The following is a 20,046-nucleotide window of genomic DNA, read 5'->3' on the forward strand; positions in this document are numbered from 1 at the left end:
GTAAAGCGGCACCAAATGGCGGATGGCCTCCCAGGAGGCCGGAACTAACCCAACAACCCGCTCACGCGACGCATGAGGTCGGCCAAGCGAGCGGCGTCGTCGCCTTGAAGGGCTGAGAAGAAGAGCTCCTGAACGTCGCGGGCGTGGGCGGGGCGGAGTTCGCGGAAGGCGCGTAGGCCTTCGGCGGTGAGCACCGCTTCCCAGCCGCGGCCGTCACACTCCACACGGCGGCGTTCGACCCAGCCGCGCTTGCCCAGCACACCGACCTGGTAGCTGAGCCGGGACGGCGAAAACACCATGCGGTGCGCCAGCTCACCCATGCGCATTCGACGATCGGGGGCGTTGTAGAGCAGTAAAAGCACCTGATAATCCATCAGGGAACAGCCGTGGGCCTTGAGCCGATCCTCGATGCGCGCGGTGAGCTGAGCGGTGGTCTCGAAGTAGACTTGCCACGCCTCCCAATCCTGCTGGGACACGTCAGGAGCCCCCGTGCCTTCCGAACCCATCGCAGGCTCGGACGGCACGGATGCGCAGGTCACCGTGGCGCTCATGATCCCACCGAGGCAAGCAGGCTCGCGAAGTCGGGAACGTTGCTGAACTCGTCCTTGACCTCGCGGCGCAGACCGGGGCGGGCGGCGTCGTCGTCGAACGTGCCGGACGCACCGCCCGGCGAACCCGCGAGCAACATGGTGCCGAGCGAGGCGCCCACGCGATCGATCCGCCGCTGCAGGTCAGCGTGACCCCAGTCCTCGGAGGCCGCGTAGATGCCCAGCGGCAATACGAGGGCCTTGAGGTAGCTCAGTAGCGGTCGCATGGCCGTGTCGAGCACGAGCGAGTGGCGCGGCGACCCACCCGTCGCGGCGATCACGGTGGGCAGGTTCTCGAACGCAGATTCATCGATCACGTCGAAGAACTGCTTGAACAGCCCCGAGTAGGACGCCTTGTACGTGGGCGAGGCCGCGACCAGACCGTCCGCGTTGAGCACGGTGTCGATCGCGTCCTGCACGGCCGGGGAGGCCACGTGCGTGATCATCATGTCGGTCAGCCCGTGGGCCAGGTCGCGCAGCGAGATCACCTTGATATCCAGGTGCTGCCCGGCTTGTTCGGCGACGCCGCTCGCGGCCTTCGCGATCGCCTCACCCAAGCGCGTGGTCGTGGAGTCTTCTGATAGCCCAGCGGTCACCACCGCGAGGGTCAAACGATCAGTCATGGTGTCCTTCTCTCTACGTACTGCTTGTTACTGCGTGGAATTACTTGGAGTTTTCGTGGTCGCGCTGAGCGGCTTCTGCCTGCTTGGCACGATCCTTGGCCGCTTGGGAGTCCGGGCCGCCGCCGGGGATCGGGTCCTTGCCGGCCTTGTGGCGGGCCACCAGGGACTCGTGGGTCGGAGCTTCGGGCACGTGTGCCGGACGCAGGGCGTCGAACTCCTTGCGCAGCACGGGGAAGACCTCCTCGCCCAGCAGGTCCAACTGCTCGAGCACGGTCTTCAGCGGCAGACCTGCGTGGTCCATGAGGAACAGTTGACGCTGGTAGTCACCGGCGTAGTCGCGGAAGGACAGGGTCCGCTCGATGACTTCCTGCGGCGAGCCCACGGTCAGCGGAGTCTGGGAGGTGAAGTCCTCCATGGAGGGGCCGTGGCCGTAGACGGGAGCGTTGTCGAAGTACGGACGGAACTCACGCTTGGCGTCCTGCGAGTTCTTCCGCATGAACACCTGACCGCCCAGGCCCACGATCGCCTGGTCGTAGGAACCGTGACCGTAGTACTCGTAGCGCTGACGGTAGAAGTCCACCATGCGCTCGGTGTGTTCCTTGTTCCAGAAGATGTTGTTGTGGAAGAAGCCGTCACCGTAGAACGCGGCCTGCTCCGGGATTTCTGGGGAGCGGATGGAGCCGTGCCACACGAACGGAGCCACGTCATCCAGCGGACGCGGGGTCGCGGTGAAGCCCTGCAGCGGGGTGCGGAAACGACCGGAGAAGTCCACGTTCTCCTCGTGCCACAGGCGGTAGAGCAACTGGTAGTTCTCCACGGCCAGCGGGATGCCCTGACGGATGTCCTTGCCGAACCAGGGGTACACGGGGCCGGTGTTGCCGCGGCCCATGGTCAGATCCACGCGACCGTCGGCCAGGTGCTGCACGTAGGAGTAATCCTCGGCAATGCGCACCGGGTCCGTGGTGGTGATTAGGGTGGTGGCGGTGGACAACTGAATGTTCTTGGTCTGCGCGGCCACGTGCGCCATGAGGATGGGCGGGTTGGCCGGAGCCACGAACGGCGGATTGTGGTGCTGGCCGGTCGCAAAAACGTCCATGCCCAGCTCTTCGGCCTTCTTGGCGATCTCCACGGTCGCCTTGATCCGCTCGTTCTCGCTGGGAGTCTTGCCGGTGGTGGGGTCCATGGTGACGTCACCGATGGTGAAGATGCCGAGTTGCATGACTGCCTCCTGTGTCCTGGATGACGACGCCGCTGCGGTAGTCCCGTCGGCCCGCTCCGTTGGTCTTTCAAATTTGAACTACCCACATAATGCACCCGATCCGAGATTTATTCCACGGAAAGTTTCTGAATGTGGGCAAGGGCACTCATGCCCCCACACTCACCCTCTAGGGGGCTTCACCCAAGATAAACAGCAAGGCTACTGTTGATTTGAGGTTGTCCGGACCTCGCGACCCTGACCGCAGCGTCACGCGAGTGGCGCATTGGAGAAGGAAGACCGCATGACCCACATCAACCAGATGCTCGAGGCCTACCCTAAGGACCTGGGCGAGGTGAACCAGCAGAAGCTCGCCGACTGCATTGCAGCGTGCTTCGAATGCGCCCAAACCTGCACGGCATGCGCCGACGCCTGCTTGTCGGAAGACATGGTGGCTGAATTGACCAAGTGCATCCGCACCAATGCGGATTGCGCTGACATCTGCGCGACCACGGGCAATGTACTCTCGCGGCACACCGGATACGACGCAAATCTCACCCGATCCATAGTCGAAACCTGCCGGATGGCATGCAAGAGCTGCGCGAACGAATGCGAACAGCACGCCGAAATGCACAAGCACTGCAGCGTGTGCGCGGAAGCCTGCCGCCGCTGCGAACAGGCCTGCGCGGAACTGATTGATTCGCTGGGCTGACACCGGCACCCAGGAGCAACACGCATGCCAACGCTTCGCGCCATTTAGCCCCTACCGTGCCCCCTACTGCGGAATTACGGTTAACCCATGAAATCGGTGCTATCCCGTCTCATGCTGACCATCGGGCTGATTTTCGCCCTGACCGGCTGCGTGACGCACTATCCAGCGGACCCCAACGGCACTCTGGACAGGGTGACCAATGGGGTCCTTCGCGTGGGGGCCACACCCAATAAGTCCTTCGTGTCCACGGAAGGCGGTGAACCCACTGGCGAAGAAGTGCGCCTGGTGGAGGATTTCGCCGACACTTTGAATGCGCGCATCGAGTGGACCATCGCAAGCGAGGAACACCTGGTCACCGATGTGGAGCACGGTCAGCTAGACCTGCTGATCGGCGGAATGACAATGGACACCGAGTGGCAAAAGAAATTGGGCCTGACTCGACCCTATAAGGAGACGGTCAACGAGTACGGCGAGACCGAGAAGCACGTCATGGCCGTGGCCAATGGTGAGAACGCCTTCCTCCTGGAGCTCGATCAGTTCCTGCAGGCCCGCGGAGGCCAATCATGAAGCGCATGGAAAGCCCCGCAGATGACGAGCACTTGCCCGATGAGATCTCCCGCGCGATGAAAAAAGCGGTGCGTCTGGAATGGACCACCCTGGGCGTGCTGAGTGTGACGGTGGTTCTGGTCTTCCTGGTGATGGGCAACTCCCAAGCCATGAAGACCGCCTGGGTCGAGGACATGCTCTCCTTGGTCCCGCCCATCGCATTCCTGATCGGCGTGCGGGTCACCCGAAAACCGGCCAACGCGAAACATCCGTTCGGCTACCACCGAGCCATTGGCATCGCCCACTTGGTAGCAGGCACGGCACTGCTGGTCATGGGTGGCTACATGATCGTGGACTCGGCCATCAAGCTGATTACGGTGGAGCACCCGACCATTGGCGGCATCGACCTGTTCGGCCACACCATCTGGCTGGGTTGGCTCATGATCCTGGTGCTACTGGTCACCGGCATCCCTCCGGTAATCCTGGGCCACATGAAGCTCAAGCTCGCCGAGCCCCTGCATAACAAGGTTCTCTATGCAGACGCCGACATGAACAAGGCGGACTGGATGACCTCGTTGGCCGCGATCGTGGGCATTGCCGGGATCGGCCTGGGGCTGTGGTGGGCAGATGCCGCTGCGGCCATCGTGATTGCCACGTCCATCGTCAAGGACGGTGTCAGCAACCTCTCGGCTGCGGTCTCCGGGTTGATGGACGGCCGCCCCACCACTGTGGACAACAAGAAGCCCCACCCACTCCTCAATCATGCGCAAGAGTTCCTGCAGAACTTGGACTGGGTACGGGCAGCTAATGTGCGCCTCCGAGATGAGGGTCAAGTGTTCCAGATCGAGGGATTCGTTATTCCCACATCCTTGGAGTTGGCCACACCCGAACGGCTCGAAGCGGCCGAGAATGCCCTGTTTGAGCAGGATTGGAAGATTCGCGACGTGGTGATCGCGCCAGTCACACACCTCCCAAACGTGGTGGAGTCGGAGTAACCGGCCGTAATTGTTGAACAATCCTGCCCCGTCAGGCATCCTGGAACTCACCAATGAGACGGAGGTCACGCATGACGGTCATCGATCTGAACAGCGACGTGGGCGAGTCGTTCGGCAACTGGAGCATGGGCGACGACGCCGCGATCTTCCGATCCGTCTCCTCCGCCAACGTGGCGTGTGGGTTCCACGCCGGTGACCCGAGCGTGATGGCGCAAACCTGCCGGGACGCCGTCGCCGCCGGTGTGACCGTGGGCGCGCACGTGGCGTATCGGGACCTGGCCGGTTTCGGCCGGCGCTTTCTGGACTGCTCCCCGCAGGAGTTGGCGGACGACGTGCTCTACCAGATGGGGGCCCTCGAGGCCATGGCCCGTTCGGTCGGGACTGAGATCAAGTACGTGAAGCCGCACGGCGCCCTCTACAACACGATCGTGCATCACGAGGTTCACGCCCAGGCCGTGGTGGACGCGGTCAAGGCCTTCGGCGGTGACCTTCCCTTACTGCTGTTACCCGGTTCCGTTGCGCTCAAGAAGGCCGAGCAGGCTGGACTGCGCGCAGTCGCTGAGGCGTTCGCAGACCGTGGTTACACTCCGGAGGGCACGCTGGTGTCCCGCCGCGAGGAAGGTGCGGTCCTGCATGACTCGGCAGAGGTCACCGAACGCATGATCCGGTTGGCTGAAGAGGGCACGCTGACCGCCGTGGACGGTTCCACCGTGCGCATTCAGGCGGAGAGTATTTGCCTGCACGGGGACACCCCCGGTTCCGCGGCCATGGCCGCGGACGTCCGGACCGGACTGGAGCGCGCGGGCGTGAAGATCCGGTCATTCGCATGAGCCCGGACGCCTCCTCCACGCAGGGCGGATCCGCTTCGCGCGACCGATCCGTTGAACAGACACCGCCCGGCCTACTGAACGCCTCCGGCGGACCTGACGCTTCGCCGCACCCGAGCCGCTCCTCCGGTTCAATTGCATCGGAGCTTCCGCTCCGCTGGGCCGGCACCCGCGCATTCCTGATCGAATGTTCATCACTGAAAGAGGTCATGCGCTGGCACACGCAGCTGAGCGCACACCCCTACCCCGGCCAGCTCGACGTCCTGGCCGCCGCGGAGACCGTACTGCTGACCTTCTCGACGCACGCGGCCGCGCGGAAAGCCGCGAGCGACGTCGTTACCGCTCGCCTTGACCACGCCGACGCCGCCACCGGGAAGACCGTGGAGATCGACGTGATCTACGACGGCGAGGACCTGGCCGAGGTGGGTGAGCTGACCGGCCTTGGCGAGCGCGGCGTGATCGAGGCGCACACGGGTACCGAGTGGACGGCCGCGTTCGGAGGTTTCGCACCGGGTTTCGCGTACCTGGTAGCCCCCGGGGATCCATTAGAGGTACCGCGCAGAGATTCCCCGCGCACCGCGGTGCCCACTGGATCAGTGGCGCTGGCGGGGCGGTTCTCTGCCGTGTATCCGCAGCGGTCGCCGGGCGGGTGGCAGTTGATCGGGCACACGAACGCGCCGTTGTGGGACGTGAACCGTGAGGAGCCCTCCCTGATTCGCCCGGGGGACACGGTGAAGTACCGGGCGGTGCGGGAGCTTGCGGAGGTCACAAATGACAGGGCGGCGAGCGCTGAATCGGACGCTACTGAGGAAGTGACTCGAGCGCTCGTCATCGAGGATCCCGGTATGCAGTCGCTACTTCAGGATACCGGCCGACCAGGTCTGGGTGATCTGGGCGTAGTGGCCTCCGGAGCGGCAGATCATGCGTCGCCAGCACAGGCGAATCGGTTAGTGGGTAACTCCCCCGATGCCGCCGTCATCGAGACCATGCTGGGCGGGCTATCCGTCACGGCCCGCGGTCATCATGTCGTGGCGCTGACCGGCGCCCCCGTTCCCGCGAGGATCGAAGGCCCCAACGGGAATCGCTCCGTATCAATCAACGCCCCGTTCGCTCTGTACGACGGTGAACGACTGACTCTGGACGCTCCCTCCGCCGGGCTGCGAAGTTACCTTGCCGTGCGCGGTGGCTTTGCCACGGTGGAGGTTCTGGGGAGTCGCTCAACCGATGTGATGTCCGGGATCGGGCCGGAGCCGTTGGAATCCGGCGACGAACTCCCCGTGCCGAACGTGGCAGCGGGGCGCGCCGTCGGCGACCCAGAGAACCCCGCGGTCGCGTTCCCCGAAACTGACGAACCCACGGTGCTGCGCGTGACGCCCGGTCCGCGCGACGATTGGTTCACCCCGGAGGCCCTCAAAACCTTCAGCAGCCAGGAATGGACTGTGAGCAGCCAGTCCAACCGCGTGGGAGTGCGGTTCGAACCGCCGGCGGACGACAACCGGTTAGAGCGTTCCCGCGAGGGCGAACTCGCGAGCGAGGGTGTGGTTGCCGGTTCGCTGCAGGTCCCCCATTCCGGGGTCCCCGTGCTGTTCCTCGCCGACCATCCCGTGACCGGCGGTTATCCGGTGATCGCCGTGGTCGTTCCGGAAGACCTGCCCCGCGCGGCACAGTTACCGCCGGGTGTCTCGGTCCGGTTCACGATCATCGATTCGCCCCGCCCCGCGAACGCACCCCAAACCTCAGGAGAATCAGCATGAAGAAGGTCTTGATCGCCAATCGCGGGGAGATCGCGGTCCGGATTGCACGGGCCTGCGCAGATGCGAACCTGGTCTCGGTCGCCGTCTATTCCGAACCGGACGCCGATTCCTTCCACGTCCGCATGGCCGACGAGGCCTACTCGCTGCCCGGCTCGTCCTCGGCGGAGACCTACCTCAACATCGAGGCGTTGTTGGAGGCGGCCTCCCGCGCCGGAGCTGACGCGGTGCATCCCGGCTACGGCTTCCTGTCCGAAAACGCGGACTTCGCCCAGGCCGTCAGCGATGCCGGCCTCACCTGGGTCGGCCCGTCCGCCGAGGTCATCCGCACGCTCGGCAACAAGGTCACGGCCCGCGAAATCGCGGTGCGCGCCGGTGCACCTTTGGTACCGGGTACGGACGGCCCGGTCGACGACGCCGCCGCGGCCCGGTCCTTCGCCGAGGAGCACGGATTGCCGATCGCCATCAAGGCAGCCTTCGGCGGTGGTGGCCGCGGGATGCGCATTGCGCGAACCCTGGATGAGGTCGAGTCCGCGTTCGATGCGGCGGTGCGGGAAGCGACGTCGGCCTTCGGGCGGGGCGAATGCTTTGTGGAGCGCTTCCTCGACAAACCGCGTCACGTGGAGGCCCAGGTCATTGCGGACACCCACGGCAAAGTGACCGTGGTGGGCACCCGCGATTGCTCGCTGCAGCGGCGCAACCAGAAACTCGTGGAGGAGGCCCCGGCCCCGTTCCTGAGCGACGAGCAGCGCAAAACCATTCACGAATCCGCGCGGGACATTTGCCGTGAGGCCGGCTACACGAGTGCGGGCACGGTCGAGTACCTGGTGGCTCCGGACGGGCTGATCTCGTTCCTGGAGGTCAACACGCGCTTGCAGGTGGAGCACCCGGTCAGCGAGGAGACCACCGGGGTGGACCTAGTACGCGAACAGTTCCGGGTGGCCGAAGGGTTGGAGCTGAGCGTCGCCGAGGATCCGGAACCACGCGGGCACGCGTTCGAATTCCGCCTCAATGCCGAAGATCCGGCGCTGGGTTTCCTGCCGACACCAGGAACAGTGGAGGCCTTCGAGGCGCCAACGGGCGCGGGGATCCGCGTGGATACGGGCGTGCGTTCCGGGTCCGTGGTCCCACCCGACTACGACTCGATGCTGGCCAAACTCATCGTGTGGGGTGAGGACCGGCAGCAGGCGCTGCGGCGTTCCCGCGCGGCCCTGGCAGAGCTGAGTATCAAAGGGTTGCCCACGGTGGTGCCATTCCACCGGGCCGTTGTGGAGCACCCCGATTTCACTTCCCCCGATGAGTTGGGGGTGTACACCACGTGGATTGAGGACGCGTTCACGGAAGAGCTGGAGGCCTCGCCGTATGTGACTTCCGGTGCCGCCGATCGAACCACCCTGACCGTGGATCTCGACGGCAAGGCCGTGCAGCTCGGACTTCCCACCGCCATGGTGGAGGCCCTGCTGCACGGTGGTGGGGCGCGTGCGGACGGTGAGGGGACGGCGTCGTCGGGCGTTGACGAGGCGTCGGACAGCACGCTGACCGCGCCCATGGACGGGACGGTCGTAAAGTGGTCCGCCGAGGACGGCGCGAAGGTTTCCGAAGGCGACACCGTGCTTGTGCTCGAGGCCATGAAGATGGAGACCCCCGTGCGTGCACACCGCAACGGCACGCTGACTCGCGGCGAGCTGGGCGAAGGTGATGCCGTCAGCAAGGGGCAGGCCCTGGGCGAGATCGCCTAGACCGGTGAGAGGATGAGCCGGTGACCAGCAACTTTGCATTCGAACCCGCCGACGCGGCGGCTTCCTCTTCGCCCGTGTCGCCCTCCGGGGCGCCGATGCCGATCCCTGCCGAAGGCGCGCAGGCCAGTGGTCTCGCGGCGGCCCAGCTCCGCGCACGTATTTCGGGAGGCCAGTTGGCACCCGGATTAAAGCTGTCGGAGCAAACGATTGCGCGGGAACTGGGCGTTTCGCGGAACACGCTGCGGGAGGCGTTCACGGTGCTGGCCGGCGAGTCGTTGGTTGACCGGGTGCCCAACCGCGGAGTGTTCGTGGCGCGCCCGACCGCGGACGATGTGCGAGAGATTTACAGCGCTCGTCGCATCATCGAACCGGGGGCTGTGTTGTGGGGCTCGTGCCCTTCGGAGGTGCTGACCGAGTTGAGCGCCGTGATAGCAGCTGCCCGGAGCGCTCGCGAGGCCGGGGACATCAAAGGCATGGGTGACGCCAATCAGCGTTTCCACCGCGGACTCATGGCCCTGACCGGTTCGGACACCCTGGTCACCACGATGGATCGGTTGCTCGCGCGCATGCGGCTCGTGTTCCACTCCATGTCTGCGGATCCCGACTTCCACGGAGACTACGTGGACCGCAATGCCGATCTCCTGCGCCTATTGCAAGCGGGGCAGCGCGCCGAGGCTGCGGAGGTGCTGCGCGATTACCTCACGTTCGCGGAAGCGCAGCTGTTGGAGAACATGGCGTAGCTGCGAGCGGGGACACGGAGATCTGAGGCGCCCTGAAGCCACCCGCAAGACTCCGGACATGAAAAAGCCACTCCGGGCGTACCGGTGTGGCTTTTCCATGTCTCAGTTCTGAACCGGCTGGTTAGGGCACCTGATAGTCGGAATCCTTGGCATCCGTGATGAGCATGTGGCCGGGAGCGTGAGAGATCGCGAACGGCGGGCGGGATTCCATCACGGCCGCCTGCGGAGTCACACCGCAGGCCCAGAACACCGGGATGTGACCAGGCTCGAGGCGTACGGGGTCGCCAAAATCCGGTTGATTGATGTCCTCGATCCCCAGACCTTCGGGGTTGCCCACGTGCACGGGAGCGCCGTGGACGGCGGGATAGCGGGAGGTGATGCGAACGGCGTCGGCCACCTGGGACGCGGGAACCGGACGCATTGAGACCACGAGCGGACCGGATAGTGACCCCGCCGATGCGCAGCGGCGGTTGGTGCGATACATGGGCACGTTGACGCCCTGATCGTTATGCGCCATGCGGATGCCGTTATTCAGTAGAGCGTCCTCGAACGTGAAGGAACAGCCGACTATGAAGGTGACCAGGTCGTCGCGCCAGTACTCCGTGACATCGGTGGGACGAGCGATTTCCTGACCGTTCTCATAGACGACGTACTGCGGGAGGTCCGTGCGGATGTCACCGTCCTTGAGAAGTTCTCCGGTGGTCTCGCCCGCGTCCAGCACCCCGAGCACGGGGCAGGGTTTGGGATTGAGTTGGGCGAATAACAGGACATCGAAGGCGAGTTCCCTCGGCACAATGATCAGGTTGGCCTGTGCGTATCCCGCGGAGATCCCGGAGGTGGGGCGCAGCAAGCCCTCGCGGAACCGCCGCCGGGCCTCTTGGGGAGTGAGACGGGAAAGGTCAGAGTCTGAAACGTTGTTCATGTCGCTCAGCTCCACAGCCGGGTGAGTCCGGCCAGGGAGTTCCACCCCAGGAACAGGGTGAGAAGCCACGCCAGCACACCAATAGTCAGTAGCCACTTGGGATACACGTAGCCGTGCAGCAGATCTTTACGGCGCCAGGCCACCCACAACAGGATGGCGAACCCGAACGGCAGGATCAGCCCGTTGAAGGCACCCGCGAAGATCAGCAGAGTTTGCGGAGCTTGGCCGAGGAACAGGTAGACCACGGCACACACGAAGATGAAGGCGACCGTCAACAGGTTTCGGGTGCGCGGGCTGCCGGAGGACTTGGTCACGAAGGAGATGGACGTGAAGGCTGCGCCAATGACAGAGGTCAGGGCCGCGGACCACAGCACCACACCGAAGATTCGCATGCCGATCTCACCAGCGGCTGCGCCGAACGCTTCAGCAGCCATGTTGTCGCTGGTCAACGCCACTCCCCCGGCGACCACTCCGAAGATGGCAAGGAACAACAGCACGCGCATGATGCACGTAACCAGGATGCCCAGCACGGAGCTGCGGCTAATCTGTTTGACGCTTTCCACGCCACTCACACCGGAATCGATCATGCGGTGAGCACCGGAGTAGGTGATGTAGCCACCCACGGTGCCGCCGATCAATGTGGTGATCACCAGGAAATCGATCTCCTCCGGAAGCACGGTGTTCTTCAGTGCAACACCCACGGGAGGCGCGGCGACAATTGCCACATAGAGCATCAGGAGAATCATGATGGCACCCAGGAACACCACGATCCGGTCCAGCGCCATGCCTGCGCGTTTGGAGAGGAAGATCAGGATCGCCACGGCCGCGGAAATACCGCCGCCGATCTTCGGATCCAACCCGATCATGGCGTTGAGCCCAAGCCCGGTACCGGCAATATTGCCGATGTTGAACACCGCTCCGCCCACAAACACGAGCGCAGCCAGGACAATGCCTGCGCCGGGAAGGACCTTGCTGCCCAGTTCCTGCGCACGCTGGCCCGAGACGCCGATGACCCGCCAGACGTTCAGCTGCACGGCAATGTCCACCAGGATGGACACGAAAATCGCGAATGCGAAAGCTGCCCCTAGTTGGACTGTGAACACGGTGGTCTGAGTGATGAATCCGGGGCCGATCGCGCTGGTGGCCATGAGGAACATGGCACCGAGGAGCGCAGTGCGGTGGCCTCCGGACTTCGCCTTGCCCGCCTCGACCCCTAATGGGGAGGACTGGGAAGGCTGGGCAGATTGCCCGGGCTGGGGTGCTTCTGTCGACATGTCTTCATCCGATGGGTCGGGTGACTGGCGTCACAGATTGATGTATTGCCGGAAGACTACAGGTTGTTCAACAATTCGGGCAAGAGATTGTTCAACAACTTTGCCCGGCTGCGCGATGCACTACGCTGCGGCGCGTGCCCTCGCCACGCTCATTTCGGTTCTGACGACCATCGAAGTTCGATCCGGGGACTCCTAAGCCGCCCCCAAAATTCTGGGCACGAAAAAGCCACTCCGAGCGTGCCGGAGCGGCTTTTCCATGTCTCAGATTTCAGAGCTTCGGCCATCAGCCGATACTCCCCACGCTCAGCGCAGAATGGGCAACTGCATCGGGTAGCGGTAGACCTCACCGTTATTGGCGCGCGCGGCAGCCACAATGTGGCAGACCAGCAGCAAGATCCAGTAGGCCGCGATCAGAATCAGACCAACGGGGATCAGAATGACCGTGAAGATGCAGATCCAACCGATCACATTGATGATCCACAGGGTCACGTTGAAGTTGAACGCCCCGGCGGCCGCGGCACGCAGGAACGGGCTCTTGTCCTTGTAGATGAACCAGACGCTCAACGGGCCGAGGAAGCCCAGCCAGCCCACCGAGATGATCGCGGCAATGGGTCCGGACAGGTGCGTCAGGATGGCCACGGTCTTCTCGTCGTTCTGAGGATCGCTGGAACCGGTGCGGCGGTGGGTGTCGTAGTTGTCGTAGCCGCCGGCACCGCCGGAGCGGTAGTCCGGGCGGGGTTGCTGCGGTTCGTAACTCATGGCATCTCCGTCAAGGTTGAGTTCCACCGGGGGGTGGAGGGGGCGGGGGTTTCCCGTTACCTCAAGCCTAAAGTCAGGAACTTGCCACTGCACTGGGGTTTTCCCCACTCTTCACCGCAGGCTGACCTCCGGTCACAGCCGGATGTGCAGCATCCGTCGCAGGCGACTCCCCACGGTGTGCAGCGTGCTTGCCCGGACCCCGGGGGCCTCGCCTGCCGAACTTCCGGTCGTAAGCCCACCCCGCGGCGAGAGCCACGAGTACGGCGATGATGAGGATCAACGAAATGCCGATCAACCCGGACTGCAATCCGGCATCAGCCTGGGCATCGAAGTACAGAAGTGAACGGATCATCATGAAGATGTGATGCAGCGGTTCAATTGGCGCAATCACCCGGAAGAAGTCCGGCACGGCCTGCAGCGGAACCACTGCACCCGCGGACGGCAACCCCATGAACACCAGGTAGATCATCGAGAGCACCATGCCCGCGGAGCCACCCAGTGTGATGAGCGCGAGCACCACGGCCGAGACCGCGGACAACGACAGCCATCCCGCGAAGAACACCGCCACACCATGCGGCATGGGCATACCCACTGCCGCGCCGACCCACAGCATCAGGGCCGAAGTGGGTGCGGCCGCCACGGTGAATAGGCCCCACTTCATCAGGAAGTTCAACCACCGCGGCAGCCCCACGCGCGGCAGATCACGGAACACCGGGCCCATCTCGAACGGGGCCATGCCCATACGGCCATCCATCAGGACGTTGACCGCAATGGACCCGGAGAGACCGATCACCAGCAGGATGATCGCGTAGTAGAACGCGCCCATACCCAAGGCCGTACCCTCTTCAAGTTCTTGGTACGGCTTGGTGTCCACATTCACCGGATCTCGCAGCAGGTCCGTAGAGACGGAGCTGACCTTGGGCGCCAGCTGATCGGCCACCTGTTTGGGGGTGCCGGATTGGGCTTGTTGAATCTGCTGCGCAAACTGCTGCACCGCCGGACCACCCTGTGCCGCTGACCGTGCCAGCTCTTCGGACTGCTTATCCTGCTGCGACTCCAGCTCCGTCAGCACCTGGTCATAAGCCTCCTGCTGGGCTGATTGTGCAGACTTCACCAGAGACTCACCCATCGTGGAGCTCGCCCGCTCAAGGCCGGGTTGCACCGCTTCCGTGGCGATCCGAGTTCCCAGAGAACCCGCTTGTGGATCCGTATACAGCGTGATTTCCGGTCGCGCCGCAGATTCCTGCGTGAGCGATCCCTTGACCATGCTCACCGTGTCCTCCGAGAAGGACTCGGGGATGACCACCACGCCGAACAGCTCACCACGTTCCAATTGGTCCTGCGCCTGATCCCAATCCAGCCGGCGCAGGTCCAAACGCTCATCCTTACCCGCCTCGGATGCGAAGCCGTCCTCGATGCGATGACCGTAGTTCTGTTTCTCGGTACCATCGCCCGCTCGCGGCACTTCGGCCCCGCGATCCTGATTGACCATGGCCACCGGGAAGTCCTTGAGGTGGCCTGCCGGATTGGATAGCCCGCCCAAATACAGGGCCGTCCCGAGAACCGCCAGAACCATGATGACCACCGCCGGAAGTGCCCAGAAGGTGGCTGAGTAGAACGGGCCTCGCCCCTTTCCCGCAGCTTGGTGCGATGCGCGCTCGCCTAGTTTGTCGTCTGCCATAGTGCCCCCGAAAGAGATTTGGATACATTGATGTATCGAGTTTTCAGATTCACGATACACTCATGTATTGAGACTGCAAGAGGGAGGCGGGCGAAAGTGACTGAGCAGACATCACAGGCAACGGTCCAGGACGCGGACAAGCGCTCCCGGACAGCCACGCGCAGACGGCTGATTGCGTCGTCGGAGGGGGTTTTCGCCGAGAAGGGGATCGACGGCGCATCCATTGGCGAGCTGTGCGCGGCAGCCGGTTTCACGCGCGGCGCTTTCTACTCCAACTTCGCAACCAAACTGGACTTGGCGGTGGCTGTCTTCGAGAACTTGGTGGACAGCCTGATCGACCGCCTCGACTCGGAGCTGGAACAGTGGCTCGATTCGGATGCGAACACGGATGAGGTCGTCACCCGCATCATCGAAGGCGTCACGGACCAGTCCTCCAACATGAACGTGCAGGCTGTGCGGCTCGAATTGTTCCTCGCGGCCTTTCGCTCGAGCGAGGTTCGCGAAGTCGTCCGACCGTTGCGCGGCAAGCTCTACGGCGCCGTTGAAAATGCCCTGGGCCGCGTGGCGGAGAGCCAGCACTTGGAGTTCACCATCCCCGCCGCGGACATGACCCGACTCATGCTCACCAGCTACAGCGGCCAGCTCACCGATCGCATGGCCATGGGCGAAAACACCGACCAGCGCGTCATCCCGACCATGTGGCTCGCGTTCACCCGCCCCGCAGCGCAAAAACCCTAGCTTTCGAGGCGGTCCGGGGTTAAGCTGCTCGGGTCTTGTTGTCCACGAAAGGTGAGCGCTGTGAAGCTTGCAGGTTCTCTCTGAGCCCGCCGCTGCACGCGCTTCTTCACGCCTTCGTTCTTTCTTTAATTGACGACGCCGCTCTGGCCTTTCATGTTTCTGCCCGCCTTTCGTAGGCGGTTGCTGGGGGTCATTTCATAGCGCAGCAGCAGTAAGTCCACACTGCTGCGAGTCCTCACGGGACAACTCGAACCGACGGCAGGGTCGCTACACCGCGCAGCCGGCATCGCGTACGTCCCACAGGACATCACCGCCCAGTCCGAATCCACAATGGATCAACTTCTGGGTATCGGCCACATCCTGAAAAGTCTCCGCGCGATCGAGGCGGGCAGCGTGGAGGAGGCGGAGTACGACGTCGTCGGCGATGACTGGGATATTGAGGAGCGTGCGCAGGCGGAACTGGCCGCGCGCGGGCTTCCCACCGATCTGAAACGGCGCGTAACGGAGCTGTCCGGCGGCGAAATCATGCGGGCGGCGTTGGCAGGCGCGGTGCTGCGGCGAGCGCAACTGACCGTTCTGGACGAGCCCACCAACAATTTGGACGCCGCCGCGCGCGAGGACCTCTTCGCAACTGTGCGGGGGTGGAAGGCGTCGCTGTTGATCGTGAGCCATGACCGGCAACTGCTGGAACTCGTGGATCAGATCGTGGAACTGCGGGATGGGCAACTCACCGAATTCGGTGGCACGTACAGCGAATACGAGACCTACCTGGCCACCCAACAGGAGGCGGCGCTGCGCGAAGTGTCCCGGGCGGAGGCTGAGGCCAAGAAACAGAAGCGCGAACGCATCGAAGAGGAGACCAAGCTGAGCCATCGGGCGACCCGGGGTGAGAAGTTCAAGCGGCAAAAGCGCAAGCCCGGCATGGCCATGGGTAACGACGCGATGTCCGCTCAGGTTCAGGCGGGTAAGTTACGCGGCATCCTTGCCGAGAGGGAGAAGACGGCCGCTGCTGCGGCAGCCGAAGCTCGGGATGCCTTGCGTGCGGATCGGCACATCCGCGTTCAGCTGCCCCAGACCGCCGTGGCCAATGGGACCAAGGTTCTGGAGTTGGAGCGATCCCTTACCGATGGTGACACGGAACGGTTCGATATGGCCGGCCCGGAACGGGTGCGGCTGGCCGGTCGGAACGGTTCCGGGAAAACCACGCTGCTTGAACGAATAGTCGCGTGGACGGCCGATTCCGCCGAGGGGCCACGCGATGCGGATCTAGCGGGTGTGGCCCCGTGGACCGTGCGCTACCGGCTATCACCCGTGGGGTACATCCCGCAGCGATTAACCGTGGAACGTCCGGAGCTGACTTTGGTTCAGGAGCTGCAGCTGGCCAACCCAGCGGCAACCGAGCATGCGTGCCGCGAGACCCTGGCCCGATTCCTGTTCCGAGGTGCGCAGTCTGACAAGCAAATGAGTGAACTATCCGGCGGTGAACTGCTGCGCGTTGCCTTGGCGCGGGTGCTGACCTCGGAACCCGCTCCCAAGCTACTCATTCTGGACGAGCCCACTAACAACCTGGACCTGCGGTCGGTGGATCAGCTGGTGGATGCGCTCAATGCGTTTGAGGGTGCCCAGCTGGTGGTCAGCCACGATGACAGTTTCATCGAACGAATCGGGGTGACGGCAGAATTGGCACTTGATGTCGAAGGTCGCTAACACCCGATCAAACCACCTGCGGCAACACCACGAGCATGCTCACGGACCAGATGAGGTGGGCGATGATCGGCGGTGTCAGCGACTGAGTCCGCTCACGCAGCACGGCCACCAGCACACCGAGGGCGGCAGCGGCGAAAGCCAGCAGCGGCACTCCGGCCAAGGCCGTGACTGCGGTGTACAACACCGTGGTCACGACCATTCGGTATCCAGGCTTTACAGCCCGCCACAGCGCGCCTCTGTAGAACATCTCCTCCGCAACACCATTGACCGCGGTGGTGATCAACACGAATACCAGGCTGCCAACCCGGGCATGGTCCAGGAGTTCATCCACGGGGTCGCGCAGAAACGGAATGAACCGCACCAAGAAGGCGCCCGCGAAGAAGACGAGGGCTAAGAGCCCACCGCCCACCACGGCGTCGCGAATCCCCCGCCGTGAGACGTGCCAACGAAATCTGCTGCCCACCAACCGAACCGCCACGAGACTGCCCACGATGTAGATCGCGGCAAGAATGAAGGTGGCCGGGTAGAACCATGGGTCCCCGGCTTCGATGCGCAGGGACCACGCGAGCGCGGCAGCCGCCAGCACCCCCGTGGCGATGACGGCCACGCGAGAAGCCCCTCCGGGCAGTACCGGGGGCGCATCGGTGGGCTGTGCGTCGGAATCCCTCACGGTGGTGCCTTTCACAGGGGTTGTGGTCGGGTCGCTAGGTTGTCGGTCCGCACGGGTGCGGATGTCAGTCCCTGCGGGGGTTCAACGCGCGAATGGTTCCAGTAAGCACCGCAGCGAACGCGGTCCACCCGGCATACGGCGCGAGGACCACCGCCTTTTCCTTGGACACCTTGCCGGAACGGCGCACCAGGTCGGCCGTGCTCGCGGCCAGCGCGATCGATTCTACGGCGGCTGGGCCCAGCTTCTTGCGGTCGAAGAACAGGACGCTCCAGCCGGCATTGAGCACCAGATTGGTCGCCAGCGCTGCCACATAGTTGCGCTGCTCCTTGGTGCGGTCCTGCTCCCCCAGATCCGCAATGGTCAGGGAGCCGATCGCGGCGATGTCCGCATAGAGTGCCGGCCAGGCGACGGGGAACAGCCACGCAGGCGGCTGGAAGGCCGGCTTCTTCAGGGTCTTGTACCAAGCCGAGTTCGGCTTGGTCGCCAGCGATCCGACGACGGCGGTCGCGGCCACTCCCGCCGTCGTCGCCCAGAAAATCTTGGCCCAGCGGGAGGTGTCCAGATCCTTGACCGCGGTTCGCACAGCGGTTTGGAACGAGGTGTGACCGCCCGGCGGCGGGCCGACATAATCGTCCAGATCGCGCTCGCGCACCACGGTGTCGTGTTGGAGGCTGCCGATAAGCGGGCGGACCAGGGTCGACTTCACCGGCGTGACCAAACCGATCCAGTACGCTGCCAGTTCCGTCGTGGTCACCGGGGCCGTCAGCATGAAACGCGGGATCTTGTTGAGTGCGCTCGCGTATTCCTTGAGCATGTCGGCGTACTCGAGGGGTTCGGGGCCGCCCACGTCGAAAGTGCGGTTCACGTCTTCCGGCAGGTCTGCGGCGCCCACCAGGTAGTGCATGACATCGGCCACCGCGATCGGGTGGATGTGGTTACGGACCCACTTGGGAGCTATGGCACCGGGAAGCCGCTCGGACAAGTGCCGAATCATGGTGAAGGACGAGGACCCGTCCCCAATCACCACACCGGTCTGCAATGCGGCTGTTGGAACGCCGGAGTCCATGAGCACCTGTCCGACTTCCACCCGGGAACGCAGGTGGTCGGACAGCTCTTCAGTGGTGGTGTCTGCGGGGTGAAGGCCACCCAAGTAGATGATCCTGTTGACGCCCGCATTGCGCGCCGCCGTGGCGAAGGTGTCCGCCATGGACTTCTCTTCCTCCACGAAATCATCGGTGTCACCCATCGAGTGCAACAGGTACCAAGCGACGTCCACGTTCTCCATGGCGCGGGCAATGTCCTTAGCGTCCGAGGCATCACCTTCAACAACCTCAGCCTGACCAGGCCCAGCCTCTTGGCCGTTTGCAACTACGCGGTCACCCCACGGCAGACCGCGGACTTTCTCCGCGCTGCGGCTGAGCACTCTGACCCGCCAGCCCCGGTCGAGCAGTTCCTGCGCCACGTTGCCGCCGATGTACCCCGTGGCACCGGTGACCAGTGCCAACCGTGAAGTGTCGCTCATGAGAACCCCTCATTCTGATGGACCTGGCGCGGACACGTTGCCGCGCAATAGTTCGCCTACTGAGCATCGCACCACTGACCGCACCTGCGCGGAACCACACCTGGAAATCTACTGTGTGCGCCGCATTCCCATCGACGTTACGACCCAAATCCCTGACGCCCTGCAAATCCATCGACGTTGCGTCCCTAGAAGTCGAGAATTCTGGTTATATCGTCGACTACTTTGCAGATTCGGGCCGCGCATGGTTTTACCGTCGATCAGTGGGCAGCACTCGCCGCAAACGGACTAACTACCCCCGCGCATCCACGTCCTCGAAAATCAAGAAGGTCTGGGTGTCCACCACCTCGGGCATGGGTTGGATCATCTCGAAAATCACGTCGCGCAGTTCCGTGGTGCTACTGGCCCGCACCAGCAACATCACGTCGAACGTGCCACCCACCAACGCCACGTGCTGCACCTGAGAAATTTGCCGCAGCTTGGCGCACAGGGACGGCCACGTGTTTTGCTTCAGCCGCACGGTCACGTACGCGGACGCGTCCAGTCCCGCCCGCACCGGATCGATCACCGCCGTGTACCGCAGAATCACGCCCTGATCGTGGAGCTTCTTGATCCTTTCGTAGGCGTGCGCACGCGAAATATGCACCCTGCTCGCCAGCGCCGTCACCGACTGCCGTGCGTCCCGGGTCAGTTCGTCCAGGATCCGTCGATCCGTATCGTCCAGATCCGCCCGCCGCTTCTCGGCCATCCCGTTCTTCTTTCTTCACACACTTCGCCGACGACGCCGCTCGCCGCCTTCTCGCCTCCGCTCATCGGATACATCTGCACCCATCCGACAAACCGTCATGACGTAGGTCACATCAGATCATATTGTCCACGATGAGCCCCTGAAGCGCACTTTCGTCCAGTGCATCCCAGAACTGTGGAGACAACAGGCCGATAGTTCCCATACTTGGATCACGAAACGTCTGAACCAACCATGGAAGGGGTCGGCCATGAGCGAGCCCACTTCACCCGGCGGCGATCCCGCCACCGAGGCCTCCACGACGGACTCCAACGCG

General features: G+C 63.8%; 19 protein-coding genes. 9 read left to right on the forward strand and 10 right to left on the reverse strand.

Features of this window, described 5'->3' with window-relative positions:
* Positions 1-44 precede the first annotated feature (44 nt).
* Genes ABD283_RS11125 through ABD283_RS11135 form a run of 3 tightly spaced genes read right to left on the reverse strand, consistent with a single transcriptional unit; the run spans position 45 to position 2,429 of the window.
* Complete coding sequence (locus ABD283_RS11125; protein WP_344225092.1) at positions 45-551, reverse strand: MarR family winged helix-turn-helix transcriptional regulator; 507 nt, start codon at positions 549-551, stop codon at positions 45-47.
* The gene (locus ABD283_RS11130) at positions 548-1,210 is read right to left on the reverse strand and encodes a CE1759 family FMN reductase (RefSeq protein WP_344225093.1); all 663 of its coding nucleotides are present in this window, start codon (positions 1,208-1,210) and stop codon (positions 548-550) included. Before ABD283_RS11130 ends, ABD283_RS11125 begins: the two co-directional genes overlap by 4 nt.
* Before the next feature lie 40 nt (positions 1,211-1,250).
* A complete protein-coding gene (locus tag ABD283_RS11135) occupies positions 1,251-2,429 on the reverse strand; it encodes an LLM class flavin-dependent oxidoreductase (RefSeq protein ID WP_344225094.1) in 1,179 nt (392 codons plus the stop codon).
* Between the two features lie 280 nt (positions 2,430-2,709).
* Between ABD283_RS11135 and ABD283_RS11140 the strand changes: the two genes are divergently transcribed.
* The 7 genes from ABD283_RS11140 (at position 2,710) to ABD283_RS11170 (ending at position 9,715) form a co-directional block, all read left to right on the forward strand.
* Positions 2,710-3,117, forward strand: a complete 408-nt coding sequence (locus ABD283_RS11140; protein WP_344225095.1) for a four-helix bundle copper-binding protein — start codon at positions 2,710-2,712, stop codon at positions 3,115-3,117.
* Positions 3,118-3,204: 87 nt separating this feature from the next.
* Positions 3,205-3,684, forward strand: a complete 480-nt coding sequence (locus ABD283_RS11145) for a transporter substrate-binding domain-containing protein (protein WP_344225096.1) — start codon at positions 3,205-3,207, stop codon at positions 3,682-3,684.
* Entirely contained in the window at positions 3,681-4,658 is a 978-nt protein-coding gene (locus tag ABD283_RS11150) for a cation efflux transmembrane domain-containing protein (RefSeq protein ID WP_344225097.1), read from the forward strand. The genes ABD283_RS11145 and ABD283_RS11150 overlap by 4 nt, the downstream gene beginning before the upstream one ends.
* A gap of 71 nt (positions 4,659-4,729) precedes the next feature.
* Positions 4,730-5,488: a LamB/YcsF family protein gene (locus ABD283_RS11155; protein WP_344225098.1), complete on the forward strand. Its 759-nt coding sequence runs from the start codon at positions 4,730-4,732 to the stop codon at positions 5,486-5,488.
* Complete coding sequence (locus ABD283_RS11160) at positions 5,485-7,239, forward strand: 5-oxoprolinase subunit B/C family protein (protein ID WP_344225099.1); 1,755 nt, start codon at positions 5,485-5,487, stop codon at positions 7,237-7,239. The genes ABD283_RS11155 and ABD283_RS11160 overlap by 4 nt, the downstream gene beginning before the upstream one ends.
* On the forward strand, positions 7,236-8,975 hold the full coding sequence (locus ABD283_RS11165; RefSeq protein ID WP_344225100.1) for an acetyl/propionyl/methylcrotonyl-CoA carboxylase subunit alpha: 1,740 nt from the start codon (positions 7,236-7,238) through the stop codon (positions 8,973-8,975). Before ABD283_RS11160 ends, ABD283_RS11165 begins: the two co-directional genes overlap by 4 nt.
* 20 nt (positions 8,976-8,995) lie before the next feature.
* Complete coding sequence (locus ABD283_RS11170) at positions 8,996-9,715, forward strand: GntR family transcriptional regulator (RefSeq protein ID WP_344225101.1); 720 nt, start codon at positions 8,996-8,998, stop codon at positions 9,713-9,715.
* A 121-nt stretch (positions 9,716-9,836) separates the two neighbouring features.
* Here the strand turns inward: ABD283_RS11170 and ABD283_RS11175 are convergent, their stop codons facing one another.
* From ABD283_RS11175 to ABD283_RS11190, 4 genes are all read right to left on the reverse strand, one after another.
* On the reverse strand, positions 9,837-10,637 hold the full coding sequence (locus ABD283_RS11175; protein ID WP_344225102.1) for a putative hydro-lyase: 801 nt from the start codon (positions 10,635-10,637) through the stop codon (positions 9,837-9,839).
* A 5-nt stretch (positions 10,638-10,642) separates the two neighbouring features.
* Complete coding sequence (locus ABD283_RS11180; protein ID WP_344225103.1) at positions 10,643-11,911, reverse strand: NRAMP family divalent metal transporter; 1,269 nt, start codon at positions 11,909-11,911, stop codon at positions 10,643-10,645.
* 303 nt (positions 11,912-12,214) lie between these two features.
* Positions 12,215-12,670 (reverse strand): DUF4870 domain-containing protein, encoded by a 456-nt coding sequence (locus ABD283_RS11185; RefSeq protein WP_344225104.1) that lies wholly within the window; start codon positions 12,668-12,670, stop codon positions 12,215-12,217.
* 73 nt (positions 12,671-12,743) lie between these two features.
* Positions 12,744-14,351, reverse strand: coding sequence for a hypothetical protein (locus ABD283_RS11190; RefSeq protein WP_344225105.1), 1,608 nt, complete (start codon positions 14,349-14,351; stop codon positions 12,744-12,746).
* A gap of 96 nt (positions 14,352-14,447) precedes the next feature.
* Here ABD283_RS11190 and ABD283_RS11195 point away from each other — a divergent pair, with 96 nt between their 5' ends.
* Entirely contained in the window at positions 14,448-15,089 is a 642-nt protein-coding gene (locus ABD283_RS11195; protein WP_344225106.1) for a TetR/AcrR family transcriptional regulator, read from the forward strand.
* Positions 15,090-15,314: 225 nt separating this feature from the next.
* Positions 15,315-16,796, forward strand: a complete 1,482-nt coding sequence (locus ABD283_RS11200; protein ID WP_344225127.1) for an ATP-binding cassette domain-containing protein — start codon at positions 15,315-15,317, stop codon at positions 16,794-16,796.
* A 7-nt stretch (positions 16,797-16,803) separates the two neighbouring features.
* Here ABD283_RS11200 and ABD283_RS11205 read toward each other — a convergent pair whose 3' ends face one another.
* The 3 genes from ABD283_RS11205 to ABD283_RS11215 form a co-directional block, all read right to left on the reverse strand.
* Positions 16,804-17,466 carry a CPBP family glutamic-type intramembrane protease gene (locus ABD283_RS11205; protein ID WP_344225107.1) on the reverse strand — a complete coding sequence of 221 codons (663 nt, stop codon included), beginning with the start codon at positions 17,464-17,466 and terminating at the stop codon, positions 16,804-16,806.
* Between the two features lie 64 nt (positions 17,467-17,530).
* A complete protein-coding gene (locus ABD283_RS11210) occupies positions 17,531-18,988 on the reverse strand; it encodes a tryptophan-rich sensory protein (RefSeq protein ID WP_344225108.1) in 1,458 nt (485 codons plus the stop codon).
* A 289-nt stretch (positions 18,989-19,277) separates the two neighbouring features.
* Positions 19,278-19,733, reverse strand: coding sequence for an Lrp/AsnC family transcriptional regulator (locus tag ABD283_RS11215; protein ID WP_190782274.1), 456 nt, complete (start codon positions 19,731-19,733; stop codon positions 19,278-19,280).
* Positions 19,734-20,046 lie beyond the last annotated feature (313 nt).

The sequence above is a fragment of the Kocuria atrinae genome (genome assembly GCF_039531425.1).
Taxonomy (GTDB): domain Bacteria; phylum Actinomycetota; class Actinomycetes; order Actinomycetales; family Micrococcaceae; genus Kocuria; species Kocuria atrinae.

Excerpts from the sequence above, each read along its gene's own strand:
- ABD283_RS11125 (WP_344225092.1), bottom strand. The coding sequence starts at position 551 with ATGAGCGCCACGGTGACCTGCGCATCCGTGCCGTCCGAGCCTGCGATG.
- ABD283_RS11130 (WP_344225093.1), bottom strand. The coding sequence starts at position 1,210 with ATGACTGATCGTTTGACCCTCGCGGTGGTGACCGCTGGGCTATCAGAA.
- ABD283_RS11135 (WP_344225094.1), bottom strand. The coding sequence starts at position 2,429 with ATGCAACTCGGCATCTTCACCATCGGTGACGTCACCATGGACCCCACC.
- ABD283_RS11140 (WP_344225095.1), top strand. The coding sequence starts at position 2,710 with ATGACCCACATCAACCAGATGCTCGAGGCCTACCCTAAGGACCTGGGC.
- ABD283_RS11145 (WP_344225096.1), top strand. The coding sequence starts at position 3,205 with ATGAAATCGGTGCTATCCCGTCTCATGCTGACCATCGGGCTGATTTTC.
- ABD283_RS11150 (WP_344225097.1), top strand. The coding sequence starts at position 3,681 with ATGAAGCGCATGGAAAGCCCCGCAGATGACGAGCACTTGCCCGATGAG.
- ABD283_RS11155 (WP_344225098.1), top strand. The coding sequence starts at position 4,730 with ATGACGGTCATCGATCTGAACAGCGACGTGGGCGAGTCGTTCGGCAAC.
- ABD283_RS11160 (WP_344225099.1), top strand. The coding sequence starts at position 5,485 with ATGAGCCCGGACGCCTCCTCCACGCAGGGCGGATCCGCTTCGCGCGAC.
- ABD283_RS11165 (WP_344225100.1), top strand. The coding sequence starts at position 7,236 with ATGAAGAAGGTCTTGATCGCCAATCGCGGGGAGATCGCGGTCCGGATT.
- ABD283_RS11175 (WP_344225102.1), bottom strand. The coding sequence starts at position 10,637 with ATGAACAACGTTTCAGACTCTGACCTTTCCCGTCTCACTCCCCAAGAG.
- ABD283_RS11180 (WP_344225103.1), bottom strand. The coding sequence starts at position 11,911 with ATGTCGACAGAAGCACCCCAGCCCGGGCAATCTGCCCAGCCTTCCCAG.
- ABD283_RS11185 (WP_344225104.1), bottom strand. The coding sequence starts at position 12,670 with ATGAGTTACGAACCGCAGCAACCCCGCCCGGACTACCGCTCCGGCGGT.
- ABD283_RS11190 (WP_344225105.1), bottom strand. The coding sequence starts at position 14,351 with ATGGCAGACGACAAACTAGGCGAGCGCGCATCGCACCAAGCTGCGGGA.
- ABD283_RS11210 (WP_344225108.1), bottom strand. The coding sequence starts at position 18,988 with ATGAGCGACACTTCACGGTTGGCACTGGTCACCGGTGCCACGGGGTAC.
- ABD283_RS11215 (WP_190782274.1), bottom strand. The coding sequence starts at position 19,733 with ATGGCCGAGAAGCGGCGGGCGGATCTGGACGATACGGATCGACGGATC.